The organism is Peptoniphilus lacydonensis, assembly GCF_900106515.1.
GTDB lineage: Bacteria > Bacillota > Clostridia > Tissierellales > Peptoniphilaceae > Peptoniphilus_A > Peptoniphilus_A lacydonensis.
In genome coordinates this window covers 1358692-1372807 of sequence record NZ_FNWF01000003.1, presented here as the reverse complement: position 1 = coordinate 1372807, position 14116 = coordinate 1358692, and the positions used below count along the sequence as shown (strand labels likewise).

Genomic DNA, 14116 nt, shown 5'->3' with positions numbered 1-14116 from the left:
CTGTTATAATAACTAAATAGGAGGTTATTATGAAAAATTCCAAAAAGAATAAACCTCGTGGAATGATAAAACTATCAGGCGTAATAAAAATAATATTACTTGTAATTTTAGCTACAATAATTATTTTAGGTTCTATGGTAACTGCTGTTGTGCTTGGTATTATTAAAAAAGCTCCTGTAATAGATCCTACTGAATACAGATCTCAACTTTCTGAAACTTCAAGGATTTATTCAAATGACGGAAAACTAATTGAATCATTAGTATCTGACGAGTTTAGTGAATTTGTTCCCTACGAGGAAATGCCAAAAGATTTAATAAATGCCATTGTAGCAATTGAAGACGAAAGATTCTTTGAACACAATGGAGTAGATTATAAAAGAGTTGCCGGTGCACTTGTTCACGACATAAAAACTAAATCCTTTGACCAAGGTGCTTCTACAATTACTATGCAACTTGCAAAGAATTTATACACATCTTTCTCCAAGAGCATCGTTAGAAAAATAACTGACATTTACTATTCATATCAGATTGAACAAAAACTTACTAAAGAACAAATTCTAGAAGCTTACTTAAATTCTGCAGGCTTTTCCAAAGGAACTGTTGGTGTACAAGCTGCAGCAAAAACTTTCTTTAACAAAGATGTTTCTGAACTCGACCTTGCAGAGTGTGCTCTTATAGCAGGGGTTACAAACTTACCTGAAAAATACACACCCTACAATACTCAAAACATCGAGGATTCAGATGATCTTGGAAATATAGAAGTCGTCCTTCTTCCCAAAAATGAAAACTCAAAGCCAAATTCTGATCGAATTATTGAAATTTCAAAAACTTTAAATGAACTTGGACAAATTGATAATTTTGAACTAATTCAAATAAAAAATGATATGCTAATGCCTGTTAAAGCTGTCTTCAACGAAACTTCTAGTGAAAGACAAAAGTTAGTCTTAAAGAAAATGGCTGAGAGAAACTTAATAACAAATGAAGACTATGAAAACGCCTTAAATGAAAAAATTGAAATTAAAATTGGCTCTCGTAGAGAAAGTGGTATTTCTTCCTTCTATACAGATGTAGTTCAAAAAAACACCATCAAAATCTTGATGAATTCTGGATATTCTAAAGAGGAAGCCACAAACAAATTATTTAAAGGCGGACTTAAAATTTATACTCCAATGGATATAAAGATGCAACGAACTCTTGAAGAAGTTGTGTCAAATCCAAAATACTATTATGGAGAATTTAGAGAAAAAAATGGAATAATTCAGCCACAAGTTGCATCAGTAATAATAGATCAACACACTCATGAAGTTAAAGCCCTTGTTGGGGGGAGAAATGTAAGTGGAGGAAGACTTTTAAATAGAGCTGTAGTCCCAAGGCAACCTGGATCATCTATTAAACCAATTTCTGTTTATTTAACTGCATTTAATAATGGAGCAACTGCTGGAGATATTTATCTTGACGCAAAGATGCCACAAAATTTATTTGGCAATCACTCTCCAAGAAATGCCGGAAATTATTACCAAGGTTGGACTACAATAAGAAACCTTTTACGCCAATCTTCAAATGTAGGTGCTTTCCAAGTTGCAAGAGATATATCTGCAGATAAAGACGCAAAGATTAATCAAAACTCAACTTACACAAAATCCTACGACGATGACGAATCAATTGCAAAAATGGTTGAAACATTAAAATCCATTGGTGTTACTTCAATTGTGGAAAAAGAAGATAATCCAACCTACAACGATTTGGCATACTCTCCATTAACTCTTGGTGGTATGACTTCTGGCATAAGTCCACTTGAAATGGCAGGAGCTTTTACAACATTATCTAATGAAGGAAAGTACGCAGATCCTTATGTAGTTTCAAAAATTGTTTCAAACACTGGAGAAACTATTTACGAAGTTAATCCTGAAGAAAAAGAAATTACTTCTCCAGAAAATGCGTATATCTTGACAGATATGTTAAAAGATGTAGTAAGTAGAGGTACTGGTAGAAATGCTTCCTTTGCTGGTCAAGAAATAGCAGGTAAAACTGGTACAACTAATGATAAAAAAGATGTTTGGTTTGTTGGCTACACTCCATACTACACTTGCTCAGTTTGGATTGGCAATGACAAACATCAAAAACTTTCTTTTGGTTCCACTCAATCTGCATATCTTTGGAAACAAATTATGAAAACTATGCACGAAGATTTAGACAAAAAAGAATTTGAAAAACCTGATGGAATTTACACTAAATATGTAAATGGTAGACGAGAAATTTTTGTAGATGGAACTAAACCACATTATACAAATAAACTGGGTTGGTACAGATCATCTAGTTCAACGAAAAAAGAATCCAACGATGATGACAATAACAATAACAACAAAAAATCATCAAAGTCAATACTTTCTTCTGAAAACAATGATAACAACAATAATAATTAAATAAAATTAAAACTGCTGAAGCTTTGAAAGTTTATCAGCAGTTTTTTTGTACAATATAAATGAATCTTTAAAAATCTCCTTTCATATATTTAGAACCTGTCTAACTTGAGTTTTATAATTATAAAATTCATTTAGATAAATTTCTAAATAAATTTAAATCACATTTGAATTTATTTTATACAAAACAAAAAGGCCTCTTTTCGCAGAGACCAATTTTAAATCCTTTATATTTTATTCTACTTATTTTCTTCAATATTTTCTTTCTTTTTTTCCTCATCTTTCTTATCCATTATATTGCGAGCTTCATCAGAAAGATCTGTTATTTTTATTGAATCGTCAATATCAATGGATTCTTCATCTAACTTTTCTCCATTAAAAATCTTTTCAAAATCTTTTGAATAAATAGTTTCTTTTTCTAAAAGTGCATCAGAAAGAGCAATTAGTTTATCTAAATTCTCACTTAAGAGTTCTTTACACTCTGAATAAGCTTCATTTACTATTCTTGAAACTTCTTCATCGATTTCAGCTGCTGTCCTTTCAGAATAATCCTTTGAACGTCCAAGATCACGTCCTATAAAGACTTCATTTTCTGAAGAATCATAATTTATCGTTCCAAGTCTTTCGCTCATACCATATTGTGTCACCATTGCTCTAGCAATTTTTGTTGCTCTCTCAATATCATTTGAAGCTCCTGTTGAAATATCATCTAGGACAAGGGATTCTGCAACCCTTCCACCCAAAAGAGAAATTATAGATGCCTCCATTTTCTTCTTAGTCATAAAGGATACATCATCTTCAGGAAGATATGCTGTAAACCCTCCAGCCATCCCCCTTGGAATTATTGTAATCATATGAACTGGATCTTCCTCTGGAAGAAGTCTTGAAACAATAGCATGTCCTGATTCGTGTACTGCTGTCAACTTTCTTTCTTTTTCAGAAACTACACGAGATTTTTTTGCAGGACCTGCTTGGACTTTTATTGAAGCTTCGTCTACATCTTCCATAGAAATTTCGCTATTGCCTTGTCTTGCAGCCAAAAGTGCTGATTCATTCATAAGATTCTCAAGATCAGCTGGAGTAAATCCAGGAGTTCTTTTTGCTATAACTTCTAAATCTACATCTTTTGAAAGCTTTTTGCCCCTTGAATGTATTTCTAAAATTGCTTTTCTTGCACGCACATCTGGCTTTCCTACATAAACTGTTCTATCAAATCTCCCTGGTCTAAGAATTGCCGGATCAAGTATGTCTGCTCTATTTGTCGCAGCCATTACTATTACTCCTTCATTAGTTCCAAATCCATCCATCTCTACTAAGAGTTGATTTAGAGTTTGTTCTCTTTCATCATGACCTCCGCCAAGACCTGCTCCTCTTCTTCTTCCCACTGCATCAATTTCATCTATAAAAATTATACAAGGTGCATTCTTTTTTGCATTTTCAAATAAATCTCTAACTCTTGAAGCTCCCACTCCAACAAACATTTCCACAAAGTCAGAACCACTCATTATAAAGAAGGGAACTCCTGCTTCTCCTGCCACAGATTTTGAAAGATAAGTTTTTCCAGTTCCTGGAGGCCCTACTAAAAGAACTCCTTTTGGAATTCTTGCTCCCATATTTATAAATTTCTTTGGATTTTTTAAGAAATCTACAATTTCTGAAAGTTCCTCTTTCTCTTCTTCAAGACCAGCAACGTCCTTAAACTTAACCAAATTTTTAGAATTTTCTTTATTTATAAGTTTGGCTTTACTCTTTCCAAAGGAATTCATCTTTCCGCCGCCAGCTCCAGCTTGTTGCATCATTCTATACCAAAAGAAAATCAAAACTCCAAACATGAGAAGTGTTGGAATCCATTCTGCAAAGACAGAAGTCTGTTTAGTAGGTGTAGATAAGACATCAATCTCTCCAGCATCATTTTTATCTTTTAAATAATCAGCATAAAAAGTATCTGATGCTTCCTGAGGTATTACAGTTTTAAATGAATCACCTTTTTTTAACTGTACACTTGCAATAGAATCTACTCCATTTTGAAGTTTTACACTTTTAACATTTCCCTTGTCAAGCTCACTTACAAATTCTGTAAAACTTTTTTCTTCAATAGTCGTTGCGGGGGGGCTAAAAAATTTAATTGTTGTCAAAAGTACAAGTATTAAGACAATATAAAACCCAGCTCCTCCAAATTTTTTATTCAAAAATATCACTCCTCATCATTTAAATACACAGACTCATCAAGTATTCCAATAAAAGGAAGAGCTCTGTATTTTTCATCATAATCCATTCCATATCCAATTACAAAATTATCTTCTATTTCATATCCATTATATTTTACAGGAAGTTCAACTTTTCTTCTACTAGGTTTTGAAAGCATAGTTACAATTTCAATAGAATTTGCCCCTCTTGATTTTAAAACCTTAGTCAGATAAGATAGTGTAATTCCAGTATCAATAATATCTTCAACAATTAATATGTCCTTTCCAACTATTGAAGTAGAAATATCCTTTAAAATTCTAACTTCTCCAAGGGATCGAGTTCCCTTATAACTAGACACATCCATAAAATCATATTCAAGATCCAAATCTATTCTTCTCATAATATCTGCCATAAAGGGAACTGCACCCTTTAATATTCCCAAAAGAAAAAGATTTTTTCCCTCATAATCCTCTGTAATTTTTTCTCCAAGTTCCTTAACTTTATTTTGAATTTCTTCTTCAGAATAAAGAACTTCTTTAATATCACAAGACATTTTTAACCTCCAAATTGAGTTTATTAAAAGTTTTTTTATCCACTTTGACATCTTCAGAAATATCCATGCCAATTACGCAGACTATTTTTTCATCATCACAAATAAGACCTATCTCATCTCTTGAAAGTCTATCTACTTTTCTATCAATGAAATAGTCCTTTAATTTCTTATTATTTTTCATTCCAAGGGGCTTAAATTTATCTCCCCTCTTTCTAGTTCTAACATAAAGCTTACCTTTAATTTTATCACAATCTATTACTTTTATAAAGTTATCACTACCAGTATATAACAGATCTTTTGAAATAAAAATATCCCCAAAATCTGTGCGATTTTCACCATATTCTAAATAGAATTTTTCCTTTTTAACCTTAGACTTCTTTTCTTCAATAATAACTTTGCCATAAGATTTTCTAGCCACCATATTTTTCCCAAGATCTATTTCTTTTCCACTCTCGCTATTAAATAAATCATAAATATTTAAAATATTATTTCTATTTAAAATATTTTTATCATAAAAATTTTCTTCCAAATATTTCTTTATAATTTCACAAGCTAAAAATTTGTGAATATTTAAAATTTCATCTGCGACAAAATAATTATCAATAACTATTTTTTCATAATTTTCCTTTACAACATCTTCAATAAAATCATTTGCATCACTTGCATTCTCAGAAAGTCTTATAACTGAATCTAAAATATTTGGATTCAACTCTTTTAACCTAGGAATTAAATTAAGTCTTATTTTATTTCTAGTATAAATATCTTCAAAATTAGTTTCATCATCAAAATACTTTAAATTATTCTTATGCAAATAATATTCTATGTCTTCCCTTTTAATATCTATTAACGGTCTAAAAATATTGCCTTTCTCCTTAGAAAAACCAACTAAACCCTTTAGCCCTGTTCCTCTAATAATATTAAATAAAACTGTTTCTACGAGATCATTGGCATTATGAGCAGTTAAAATTTTTCTATCCTTAGAATTTTCTCTAAAAAAAGAATATCTCAAAATTCTTCCCGCTTCTTCAGAAGATATTTTATTAGCTTTTGCAAAATCGTTCATATTCACTGTCTTTGCAACACATTTTACATTGTATTTTTCACAAATACTTTTGACAAAATCTTCATCCCTTTTGGCTGTACTTCTAACCCCATGATTTAAATGACACACAATTATATCGAGATCAAGTTCATCTTTTAAATCCATAAGATTATAAAAAAGATACATTGAATCAGCCCCACCTGAAACAGCAAGAGTGAGTTTATCCCCTTTATTAACAATCTTTAACTTTTTTAAATTTTCATAAAATAAAATATCCATAATAAAAAATAGTGGTATAACTATCAAAAGATAGCCAACCACTCACTAATTTCTAGAATTCCTTTTCTTTGTCTTTTGATTATACCTTGCTCTAGCTTCATCAAGCTTAGTATTACTTTCCTTCATAAACTTGCTTAACAAATCTTCAAATTTGGCATCTACTTTTTCTTCTTTAGGTTCTTCTTTTTTTTCTATGGCATCCTTAATAGAAAGAGCAATCTTTCCCTTCTCATCAATACTAAGAACTTTTACCTTTACTTCGTCACCCTCAGAAATATGATCTGATATATTCTTTACAAAAGTATCTGCAATTTCTGAAATATGTACTAAACCACTTTTACCTTCTCCTAAATCAACAAAAGCACCAAATTTAGTGACTTTAGTAACAACACCATCTACAATATCGCCTGGCGATAAATCCATAATTTCCTCCTAAATTTTATTTTAACCCTTCAGTTTTTGAAGTTTTATCCTTATTTTTATCAACATAAACTACTTCTCTTGGCTTCACCATTCCAAGTTCTTCTCTGGCAACTTTCTCAATAAAATCAGTTGAAGAAGAATTCTCAAGCTCAGAATTTAAATTATCTATTTCAAGTTTTAAATTAGAGATTTCTCTATTATTTTCTGAAATTATTTCAAGTTTCTGTTTTTTTAAAGAAATAGACTTTCCAATTTTTACAGAACCATATAAAGCAGAGATTAAAATAATAATAGCAAGTGCCAATGGAAATTTTTTTCTTTTAACATTCATAAAACCCGCTCCAATTTAAATCAAAAAATCCTTTAACTAATCCTATCATAAAGAGTCTGTGCATCACGCTTGCTATTAACATCAGAAATATCTTTGACTCTTACTTTTATTTCCTTATCACCAAGTTTTAGAGAAATAATATCATCAATATTTACATCTTCAGAAGGTTTTGCTACCTTTTCATTTATCTTAACAAGACCCTTTTCACAAGCTTCTTTTGCCACAGTCCTTCTCTTTATAAGTCTTGAGTTTTTCAAAAATTTATCTAATCTCATAATCCACTCCACTTATGAATATATCAAAAAAACAAGAAAATTTCAATACAAAGAAAAAAATTGCATAAAAAAAGAAGGCATTGCCTTCTTTTTTATTACTTATTAACAGCTTCTTTAAGAGCCTTACCTGATCTAAAAACTGGAGCTTTAGATGCAGGAATTTTAATAACTTCTTCTGGATTTCTAGGGTTTCTTCCTTCTCTAGCTTTTCTTTGTCTAACTTCGAAAGTACCAAATCCAACTAATTGAACTTTTTCTCCATCAGCAAGAGCTTCTTGAACTGAAGTTAAAAATCCATTTAAAGCTTGTTCAGCATCTTTTTTTGTAAGACCTGATTTTTCAGCAATGCTTGCTACTAATTCTGATTTGTTCATTTTATATCCTCCTTGAAGAATTTTTTTAATCTTTTCTTAGAATTGCAATATCAAAAAAATTACGCACTCGCAAGTGGGTACGCAAACCTAAGACTGTTACAATTATAACTCATGTTGACTTTATTTTCTACACTTATTTGAAAAAAATCGCTATTTTATCCAATTTTTTATCCATTTCTTCTAAAATATCTCGCAAATCAATTATACCTTCATTATATTTTAACAAAATCAAAATTAATGAGTAAATTAGAATATCTTCCTCATTTTCAAAATCCATAGAAAGGTTCTTTGATTTTTTTATAACTTCTGATTTCATTTTCTCAAAAATTTCTTCATCTAAAAAAATATCTTCATCACGCAACAAATTATTTATTTTAGAAAACAAAACATTAAAACTACTTCCACTAGTTCTAGGTATGTATACACAGGATTGATGATTATAATCTTCAATTCTTGGAAGCTTATAGATCTCTATTTCCCTTACAATTTCATCCTCAAGTCCAGCATTAGTAATTACATAAGCTAAATCATTTTCTCTATAAACTTCTTGCAATGAAAGAGAAACATCAGATGCAATCCTTTTGTTATAAATTTGAGTAATTAATGTGTCCCTTCTTAAATCAAAATCAAATCTATTTGCATAAGAATCTAAAAACAAAAGACCATCAACAGCGTCACGACCTACTGCTGCAAGTACAGGCTCAATAAAAGAAATACCACTAGTAATATTTATGTCAACATCACTATTTAATAAAAGTTTCACTGTTTTTTCTGCCACAAAGGGATTTCCCGGAACAAAATAATTTATATCACCTTTTTTTGATTTTTCAATTAAAAAATCTACAATTTTATTGTAAACATCCTCAAAACTTTCTGATTCTTCATATAGATAATCAAAAGACTCATAAGAAATTTTATTTTCTTTAAAAAATTTTACAGAATCATGATTATCTGTCCTTAAATAATTATTATTTCCATTCTTCATAATTTCTACTGCCTCAAGTGTCAAATCTTTTGAAGAAGTAGAACCAAGTCCAACAACATTTATCATATTATCACCAAATATATTATATTAAAACAATTAAAAAAAGGAAACCCCATTGGATTTCCTTATACTAATTCTATAATTGAAATTTCTGCACCGTCTCCACGTCTTGGACCAACTTTCAATACTCTAGTGTATCCACCATTTCTATCAGCATATTTTTCTGCATATTCATCAAATACTTTTGTTACAACATCTTCTGAATAAATATATGCTAAAGCTTGTCTTCTTGCATGAAGATCGCCTCTTTTTCCAAGCGTAATCATTCGATCTGCAATTCTTTGAACTTCCTTTGCTCTAGTGTGAGTAGTTTGAATTCTACCTTCACGTAAAAGAGAAGTAACAAGGTTTCTAAGCATTGCACGTCTATGACTTGAATTACGGCCAAGTTTTCTATTTTTTGCCATAATACCCTCCTTATTCTTCTTCAGATTTGAGACTAAGTCCTAATTCTTCAAGCTTCTCAGTAACTTCTTGCAAAGATTTCCTTCCAAGATTTCTTACTTTCATCATTTCGCTCTCAGTCTTATTAGTTAGTTCCTCAACGCTATTTATTCCAGCTCTTTTTAAACAGTTAAACGATCTAACAGATAAATCTAATTCTTCAACTGTCATTTCAAGAACCTTTTCTTTTTGATCTTCTTCTTTTTCAACCATCAAATTTATTTCACTGACATGTTCTTTAAGACCAATGAAAAGTTCAAGATGCTCTGTCAAGATTTTTGCCGCAAGAGATGTAGCTTCATCTGCTTTCATTGAACCATCTGTTGTGACTTCAAGGATCAATCTATCATAATCAGTTCTTTGGCCAACTCTTGTATTTTCGACTTTCCAGTTTACTTTTTCAACAGGCGTAAAGTTAGAATCCATTGGAATAACACCAATTTCAGTTATTTCATCTTTTTTAAGCTCAGAAGGTTCATAACCTCTTCCTTTTTCAACCATCATCTCAAGATAAAAATCAGCATCGTCATTTAAAGTAGCTATATGTTGATCTGGATTAATAACCGTTACATGAGGTGCAAGCTCAATATCTGAAGCTTTAATTTCTCCCTTGCCTTTTTTTTCTATTGTTAGTTTTACTGGCTCATCTTCAGTCATCTTTAAAACTATAGATTTAATATTTAAAACTATTTCAGGTACATCTTCCAATACACCAGGAATTGTATCAAATTCATGTTCAACGCCACGTATATTTATAAAAGATACCGCTGCGCCAGGTAAAGAGGAAAGTAACACTCTTCTTAAGGAATTTCCAATAGTGATACCAAATCCTGCTTCTAGTGGTTCGACAACAAACTTGCCATATAAACCTGACTCATCTAATTCTTCAATACTAATTCTAGGTTTTTCAATTTCTATCATGGGTACCCTCCTTTTCGACAAATAGTTTAGACTCTTCTACGTTTTGGTGGTCTACATCCATTGTGAGGAATTGGAGTAACATCTTTAATCATAGTTACTTCAAGACCTGATGCTTGGAGAGATCTAATTGCAGCTTCTCTTCCTGAACCAGGACCCTTAACATATACGTCAACACTCTTAAGTCCATGTTCCTTAGCTTTTTCAGCCGCTTCTTGTGCTGCTTCTTGTGCTGCAAAAGGAGTTGACTTTCTTGAACCTCTAAATCCAAGTTGTCCAGCACTTGCCCAAGAAATAACATTTCCATTAACATCAGTAAGAGTAACCATAGTGTTATTAAATGTTGAAGCTATATGAGCTTCTCCTTTTTCAATATTTTTACGTACACGTCTTCTTGAACGTGTAGTTTTTTGTTTTTTAGCCATCAAAGTCCTCCCTTACTTACCTTTACTAACAAGTTTCTTAGGACCTTTTCTTGTCCTAGCATTTGTCTTAGTCTTTTGTCCTCTAACAGGAAGACCTGCTTTATGTCTTCTTCCACGGTAGCAGTTGATTTCACGAAGTCTTTTAATATTCATTGCAACGTCACGACGCAAATCTCCTTCTACGTGATATTTATCTATTTCTTCTCTGATTTTAGCAAGTTCAGCTTCTGTCAAATCTTTAACACGAGTGTCGAAATCAACACCTGCAGCAGTTAAAATTGCTTGAGCTCTAGGTTTTCCTATACCGTAAATATAAGTGAGTCCAATTTCAACTCTCTTTTCTCTCGGTAAATCTACACCGGAAATTCTAGCCATAATTACCTCCCTTATCCCTGTCTTTGTTTATGTTTCGGATTTTCGCAAATTACCATTACTTTTCCGTTTCTCTTAATTATTTTGCACTTTTCGCACATCTTTTTTACAGATGGTCTTACCTTCATTTAAATGCCTCCTAACTTTAGGACTATTTTTTTCTCCAAGTTATTCTACCCCTTGTAAGATCATAAGGTGAAAGCTCAACTGTCACCTTATCACCAGGGAGAATTCTAATATAATTCATTCTCAATTTACCTGAAATATGAGCAAGTATGATATGTCCGTTTTCAAGTTCTACTTTGAACTGAGTATTGGGAAGAGCGTCCACAACAACGCCTTCGACTTCTATTACATCTTCTTTAGCCATATTATTAAGGATCCTCCTTTAGCTATAAGGTAATAGTTTCTTTCTAATATAACTGTCATTTAAATCTTTTATATCAAGATCAACAAAACTGTTATAAATATAAAGATGTTTTACCTTTTTTTTCTTTGGTCGATCTAGCTTTCTAAGTTTCCCATCAACTAGATAGAGAAAATTCTCATCTATAATCTCTGTGATTACAAATACTTTTCCCTCGTCTCTCCCTTTTTTGGATCTTACAACTTGTCCTCTCAAAAGACTAAATGTATTATCCATTATCTATTCTAAACCAGTCACTATATCTTCAAATACTTTGTCAATATCTTTTGCACCATCAATATCAATAAGAAGATTTTGTGCTCTGTAATAGTCAATAAGAGGTGCAGTTTGATCAAAGTAAACTGAAATTCTTGTCTTTACAGTTTCTTCAGTATCGTCATCTCTTTGAATAAGCTTAGTACCATCTTTATCACAAATTCCATCTTCTTTTGGAGGATTGAATTTTACATGATAAGTCATACCACAAGTTTTACATACACGTCTTCCAACAGCTCTTTCAATTAAAATCTCAGGATCAACTGAAATATTAATTACTTTAGTAAGCCTTTCATTATTCTTATCCAAAATTGAATCAAGACTTACTGCCTGAGCTACAGTCCTTGGAAAACCATCTAGCAAAAATCCATCTTTTGCATCATCCTTGTTAAGTCTATCTTCAACAAGTGCAATTACTAGTTCGTCTGGAACTAAAAGACCTTTGTCCATATATGACTTTGCTTTTTTTCCAAGTTCTGTATTATTTTTAATATTTTCTCTAAAGATATCTCCAGTTGAAATATGTGGAATATTGTATTTATCTACAATATATTCAGCTTGTGTGCCTTTGCCTGCTCCTGGAGGTCCCAATATAACTAATTTCATATAATGCCCCCTATTTATTCTTTAAGAAACCACGATAATTTCTCATAATCAATTGTTGTTCTAATATCCTATGAATTTCAAGCACAACACCAACTACGATAATGATTGAAGTTCCACCATAGTTAAATGGAAGTTTTGAAACCATTGTTAAAATTGTTGGAAGAATTGCAAGTATAGAAAGTGCAATTGCACCCGGCATAACTAATCTATTTAAAGTTCTTCCAAGATAATCACTTGTTGGTTTTCCTGCTCTAATGCCACTAATAAATCCGCCATTAGCTTGTAAATTTTTAGAATACTCAACAGTATTAAATTGAATTGTCGTATAGAAGAAAGTAAAGAATACAATCAAAATTACTGTGAAAATTATATAAATCACAGCTCCAGGTCCTCCTGCAGGAGTTAACCATTTTTGAATCCAATTTCTTGTTGATTCACTTGTAAACATTGCAATAGTAGCTGGAATTGCAAGAAGTGAATTGGCAAAGATAATTGGCATTACACCAGTCATCAAAACTTTAATAGGAATATGAGTAGATTGTCCACCATACATTTTTCTTCCTACAACTCTTTTTGCATATTGAACAGGAATTCTTCTTTCACCTTCAGTAAGTGTAACAACAAATACAACAATTGCAATTGAAATTATTACGAATAGCACTAAGAAAACAGGACTTGCTTGACCAGCTTTAACAAGTGCTATGGACTTAGCAATATCAATTGGAAATCTTGAAACAATACCTGCAAAAATTAATATTGAAATACCATTTCCAATTCCATGTTCAGTAATTTGTTCTCCTATCCAAACTAAAATTGCTGTACCTGCAACTATTGAGATAATAACAGTTATATATTCAATAGTAGTTGTAGCATTAATGGCAGTTCTAAAAAATCCAAAAGTATATCCAATAGCTTGTACAAGAGCTATTGCGATTGATAAATATCTAGTATATTTTGCAATTGCTTTTCTTCCAGTTTCTCCTTCTTTAGCCAAAGATTCAAGAGATGGAATTGCAATTGTCAAAAGTTGAAGAATAATTGATGCTGTTACATAGGGATATATGTTTGCAGCAAAAATTGTAAATCGTCTAAAGTTTCCTCCTGCCATTAAGTCAAGGAAGGAAAAGATTGATCCATCAGCCCCGCTCATAAGTTGTGAAATAACTTGTGAATTCATATATGGAACTGGAATATGAGATCCAAGTCTATAAATTAGAAGCATAAATAAAGTGAAAAGCATCTTCTTTCGAAGTGACTCTACTTTCCATGCTTCCTTAAAAGTGGATAACATTAGATCACCTCGGCCTTTCCTCCGCAAGCCTCAATTTTTTCTTTAGCAGATTTTGAGAAATGCTGAGCTCTAACAGTTAATTTAACATTTAATTCACCATCTCCCAAAATTCTAATTCCGTCTTTAGCTTTTGCAGCTTTTACATAATTATTTTCTATTAAGAATTCAGGAGTGATTTCAGTTCCTTCTTCAAATACATTAAGATCTGCTACATTTAATACTGCATATTCTTTCTTAAAGTTATTTGTAAATCCTCTTTTTGGAAGACGTCTAAATAGTGGCATTTGTCCACCTTCAAAACCAGGTCTAACTCCTCCGCCACTTCTTGCATTTTGTCCTTTGTGACCTCTGCCAGAAGTTTTGCCAGTACCGGAACCAATTCCACGACCTACTCTTTTTCTAGCTTTAACTCCGCCGCCTTCATTTGGTCTTAAGTCATGTAACTTCAT

General features: G+C 31.7%; 19 protein-coding genes. 1 reads left to right on the top strand and 18 read right to left on the bottom strand.

Annotated elements, in window-relative coordinates; genetic code table 11:
- The first annotated feature begins 29 nt into the window (after positions 1–29).
- On the top strand, positions 30–2423 hold the full coding sequence (locus tag BQ5450_RS08275) for a transglycosylase domain-containing protein (RefSeq protein ID WP_071126521.1): 2394 nt from the start codon (positions 30–32) through the stop codon (positions 2421–2423).
- 236 nt (positions 2424–2659) lie between these two features.
- Here the strand turns inward: BQ5450_RS08275 and ftsH are convergent, their stop codons facing one another.
- The 18 genes from ftsH to rplO form a co-directional block, all read right to left on the bottom strand.
- Positions 2660–4609 (bottom strand): ATP-dependent zinc metalloprotease FtsH, encoded by a 1950-nt coding sequence (gene ftsH / locus BQ5450_RS08270; RefSeq protein WP_010244326.1) that lies wholly within the window; start codon positions 4607–4609, stop codon positions 2660–2662.
- Positions 4610–4614: 5 nt separating this feature from the next.
- Positions 4615–5160, bottom strand: coding sequence for a hypoxanthine phosphoribosyltransferase (gene hpt, locus BQ5450_RS08265; RefSeq protein ID WP_010244328.1), 546 nt, complete (start codon positions 5158–5160; stop codon positions 4615–4617).
- Positions 5150–6508 carry a tRNA lysidine(34) synthetase TilS gene (gene tilS, locus BQ5450_RS08260; protein WP_010244330.1) on the bottom strand — a complete coding sequence of 453 codons (1359 nt, stop codon included), beginning with the start codon at positions 6506–6508 and terminating at the stop codon, positions 5150–5152. The genes hpt and tilS overlap by 11 nt, the downstream gene beginning before the upstream one ends.
- An 18-nt stretch (positions 6509–6526) precedes the next feature.
- Positions 6527–6904 (bottom strand): S1 RNA-binding domain-containing protein, encoded by a 378-nt coding sequence (locus tag BQ5450_RS08255; protein WP_010244332.1) that lies wholly within the window; start codon positions 6902–6904, stop codon positions 6527–6529.
- Positions 6905–6920: 16 nt separating this feature from the next.
- Positions 6921–7235, bottom strand: a complete 315-nt coding sequence (locus tag BQ5450_RS08250; RefSeq protein ID WP_071126520.1) for an FtsB family cell division protein — start codon at positions 7233–7235, stop codon at positions 6921–6923.
- A 32-nt stretch (positions 7236–7267) separates the two neighbouring features.
- A complete protein-coding gene (locus BQ5450_RS08245; protein ID WP_010244336.1) occupies positions 7268–7510 on the bottom strand; it encodes an RNA-binding S4 domain-containing protein in 243 nt (80 codons plus the stop codon).
- A gap of 95 nt (positions 7511–7605) precedes the next feature.
- Positions 7606–7884, bottom strand: a complete 279-nt coding sequence (locus tag BQ5450_RS08240) for a non-specific DNA-binding protein Hbs (RefSeq protein WP_010244339.1) — start codon at positions 7882–7884, stop codon at positions 7606–7608.
- A 133-nt stretch (positions 7885–8017) separates the two neighbouring features.
- Positions 8018–8935, bottom strand: coding sequence for an SAM-dependent methyltransferase (locus BQ5450_RS08235; RefSeq protein ID WP_071126519.1), 918 nt, complete (start codon positions 8933–8935; stop codon positions 8018–8020).
- Positions 8936–8994: 59 nt separating this feature from the next.
- Complete coding sequence (rplQ, locus tag BQ5450_RS08230) at positions 8995–9336, bottom strand: 50S ribosomal protein L17 (protein WP_010244344.1); 342 nt, start codon at positions 9334–9336, stop codon at positions 8995–8997.
- Between the two features lie 10 nt (positions 9337–9346).
- Entirely contained in the window at positions 9347–10294 is a 948-nt protein-coding gene (locus BQ5450_RS08225) for a DNA-directed RNA polymerase subunit alpha (protein WP_010244347.1), read from the bottom strand.
- 26 nt (positions 10295–10320) lie between these two features.
- Positions 10321–10716, bottom strand: coding sequence for a 30S ribosomal protein S11 (gene rpsK / locus BQ5450_RS08220; RefSeq protein WP_010244349.1), 396 nt, complete (start codon positions 10714–10716; stop codon positions 10321–10323).
- A 12-nt stretch (positions 10717–10728) separates the two neighbouring features.
- On the bottom strand, positions 10729–11091 hold the full coding sequence (rpsM, locus tag BQ5450_RS08215) for a 30S ribosomal protein S13 (protein ID WP_010244351.1): 363 nt from the start codon (positions 11089–11091) through the stop codon (positions 10729–10731).
- Between the two features lie 11 nt (positions 11092–11102).
- Complete coding sequence (gene rpmJ / locus BQ5450_RS08210; RefSeq protein ID WP_010244353.1) at positions 11103–11216, bottom strand: 50S ribosomal protein L36; 114 nt, start codon at positions 11214–11216, stop codon at positions 11103–11105.
- A 23-nt stretch (positions 11217–11239) separates the two neighbouring features.
- On the bottom strand, positions 11240–11458 hold the full coding sequence (gene infA, locus BQ5450_RS08205) for a translation initiation factor IF-1 (RefSeq protein ID WP_010244355.1): 219 nt from the start codon (positions 11456–11458) through the stop codon (positions 11240–11242).
- Between the two features lie 18 nt (positions 11459–11476).
- Positions 11477–11731: a KOW domain-containing RNA-binding protein gene (locus tag BQ5450_RS08200; protein WP_010244358.1), complete on the bottom strand. Its 255-nt coding sequence runs from the start codon at positions 11729–11731 to the stop codon at positions 11477–11479.
- Between the two features lie 3 nt (positions 11732–11734).
- Positions 11735–12376 (bottom strand): adenylate kinase, encoded by a 642-nt coding sequence (locus BQ5450_RS08195; protein WP_071126518.1) that lies wholly within the window; start codon positions 12374–12376, stop codon positions 11735–11737.
- A gap of 10 nt (positions 12377–12386) precedes the next feature.
- Complete coding sequence (gene secY / locus BQ5450_RS08190; protein WP_010244363.1) at positions 12387–13667, bottom strand: preprotein translocase subunit SecY; 1281 nt, start codon at positions 13665–13667, stop codon at positions 12387–12389.
- Entirely contained in the window at positions 13667–14116 is a 450-nt protein-coding gene (gene rplO, locus BQ5450_RS08185; protein WP_010244366.1) for a 50S ribosomal protein L15, read from the bottom strand. The genes secY and rplO overlap by 1 nt, the downstream gene beginning before the upstream one ends.

Coding starts and splice junctions, on each gene's coding strand:
- rpsM (WP_010244351.1), bottom strand. CDS start 11,091: ATGGCTAGAATTTCCGGTGTAGATTTACCGAGAGAAAAGAGAGTTGAA.
- rpsK (WP_010244349.1), bottom strand. CDS start 10,716: ATGGCTAAAAAACAAAAAACTACACGTTCAAGAAGACGTGTACGTAAA.
- BQ5450_RS08250 (WP_071126520.1), bottom strand. CDS start 7,235: ATGAATGTTAAAAGAAAAAAATTTCCATTGGCACTTGCTATTATTATT.
- BQ5450_RS08275 (WP_071126521.1), top strand. CDS start 30: ATGAAAAATTCCAAAAAGAATAAACCTCGTGGAATGATAAAACTATCA.
- BQ5450_RS08200 (WP_010244358.1), bottom strand. CDS start 11,731: ATGGATAATACATTTAGTCTTTTGAGAGGACAAGTTGTAAGATCCAAA.
- rplO (WP_010244366.1), bottom strand. CDS start 14,116: ATGAAGTTACATGACTTAAGACCAAATGAAGGCGGCGGAGTTAAAGCT.
- BQ5450_RS08225 (WP_010244347.1), bottom strand. CDS start 10,294: ATGATAGAAATTGAAAAACCTAGAATTAGTATTGAAGAATTAGATGAG.
- rplQ (WP_010244344.1), bottom strand. CDS start 9,336: ATGGCAAAAAATAGAAAACTTGGCCGTAATTCAAGTCATAGACGTGCA.
- BQ5450_RS08240 (WP_010244339.1), bottom strand. CDS start 7,884: ATGAACAAATCAGAATTAGTAGCAAGCATTGCTGAAAAATCAGGTCTT.
- BQ5450_RS08235 (WP_071126519.1), bottom strand. CDS start 8,935: ATGATAAATGTTGTTGGACTTGGTTCTACTTCTTCAAAAGATTTGACA.
- BQ5450_RS08245 (WP_010244336.1), bottom strand. CDS start 7,510: ATGAGATTAGATAAATTTTTGAAAAACTCAAGACTTATAAAGAGAAGG.
- BQ5450_RS08255 (WP_010244332.1), bottom strand. CDS start 6,904: ATGGATTTATCGCCAGGCGATATTGTAGATGGTGTTGTTACTAAAGTC.
- rpmJ (WP_010244353.1), bottom strand. CDS start 11,216: ATGAAGGTAAGACCATCTGTAAAAAAGATGTGCGAAAAGTGCAAAATA.
- secY (WP_010244363.1), bottom strand. CDS start 13,667: ATGTTATCCACTTTTAAGGAAGCATGGAAAGTAGAGTCACTTCGAAAG.
- hpt (WP_010244328.1), bottom strand. CDS start 5,160: ATGTCTTGTGATATTAAAGAAGTTCTTTATTCTGAAGAAGAAATTCAA.
- infA (WP_010244355.1), bottom strand. CDS start 11,458: ATGGCTAAAGAAGATGTAATAGAAGTCGAAGGCGTTGTTGTGGACGCT.
- BQ5450_RS08195 (WP_071126518.1), bottom strand. CDS start 12,376: ATGAAATTAGTTATATTGGGACCTCCAGGAGCAGGCAAAGGCACACAA.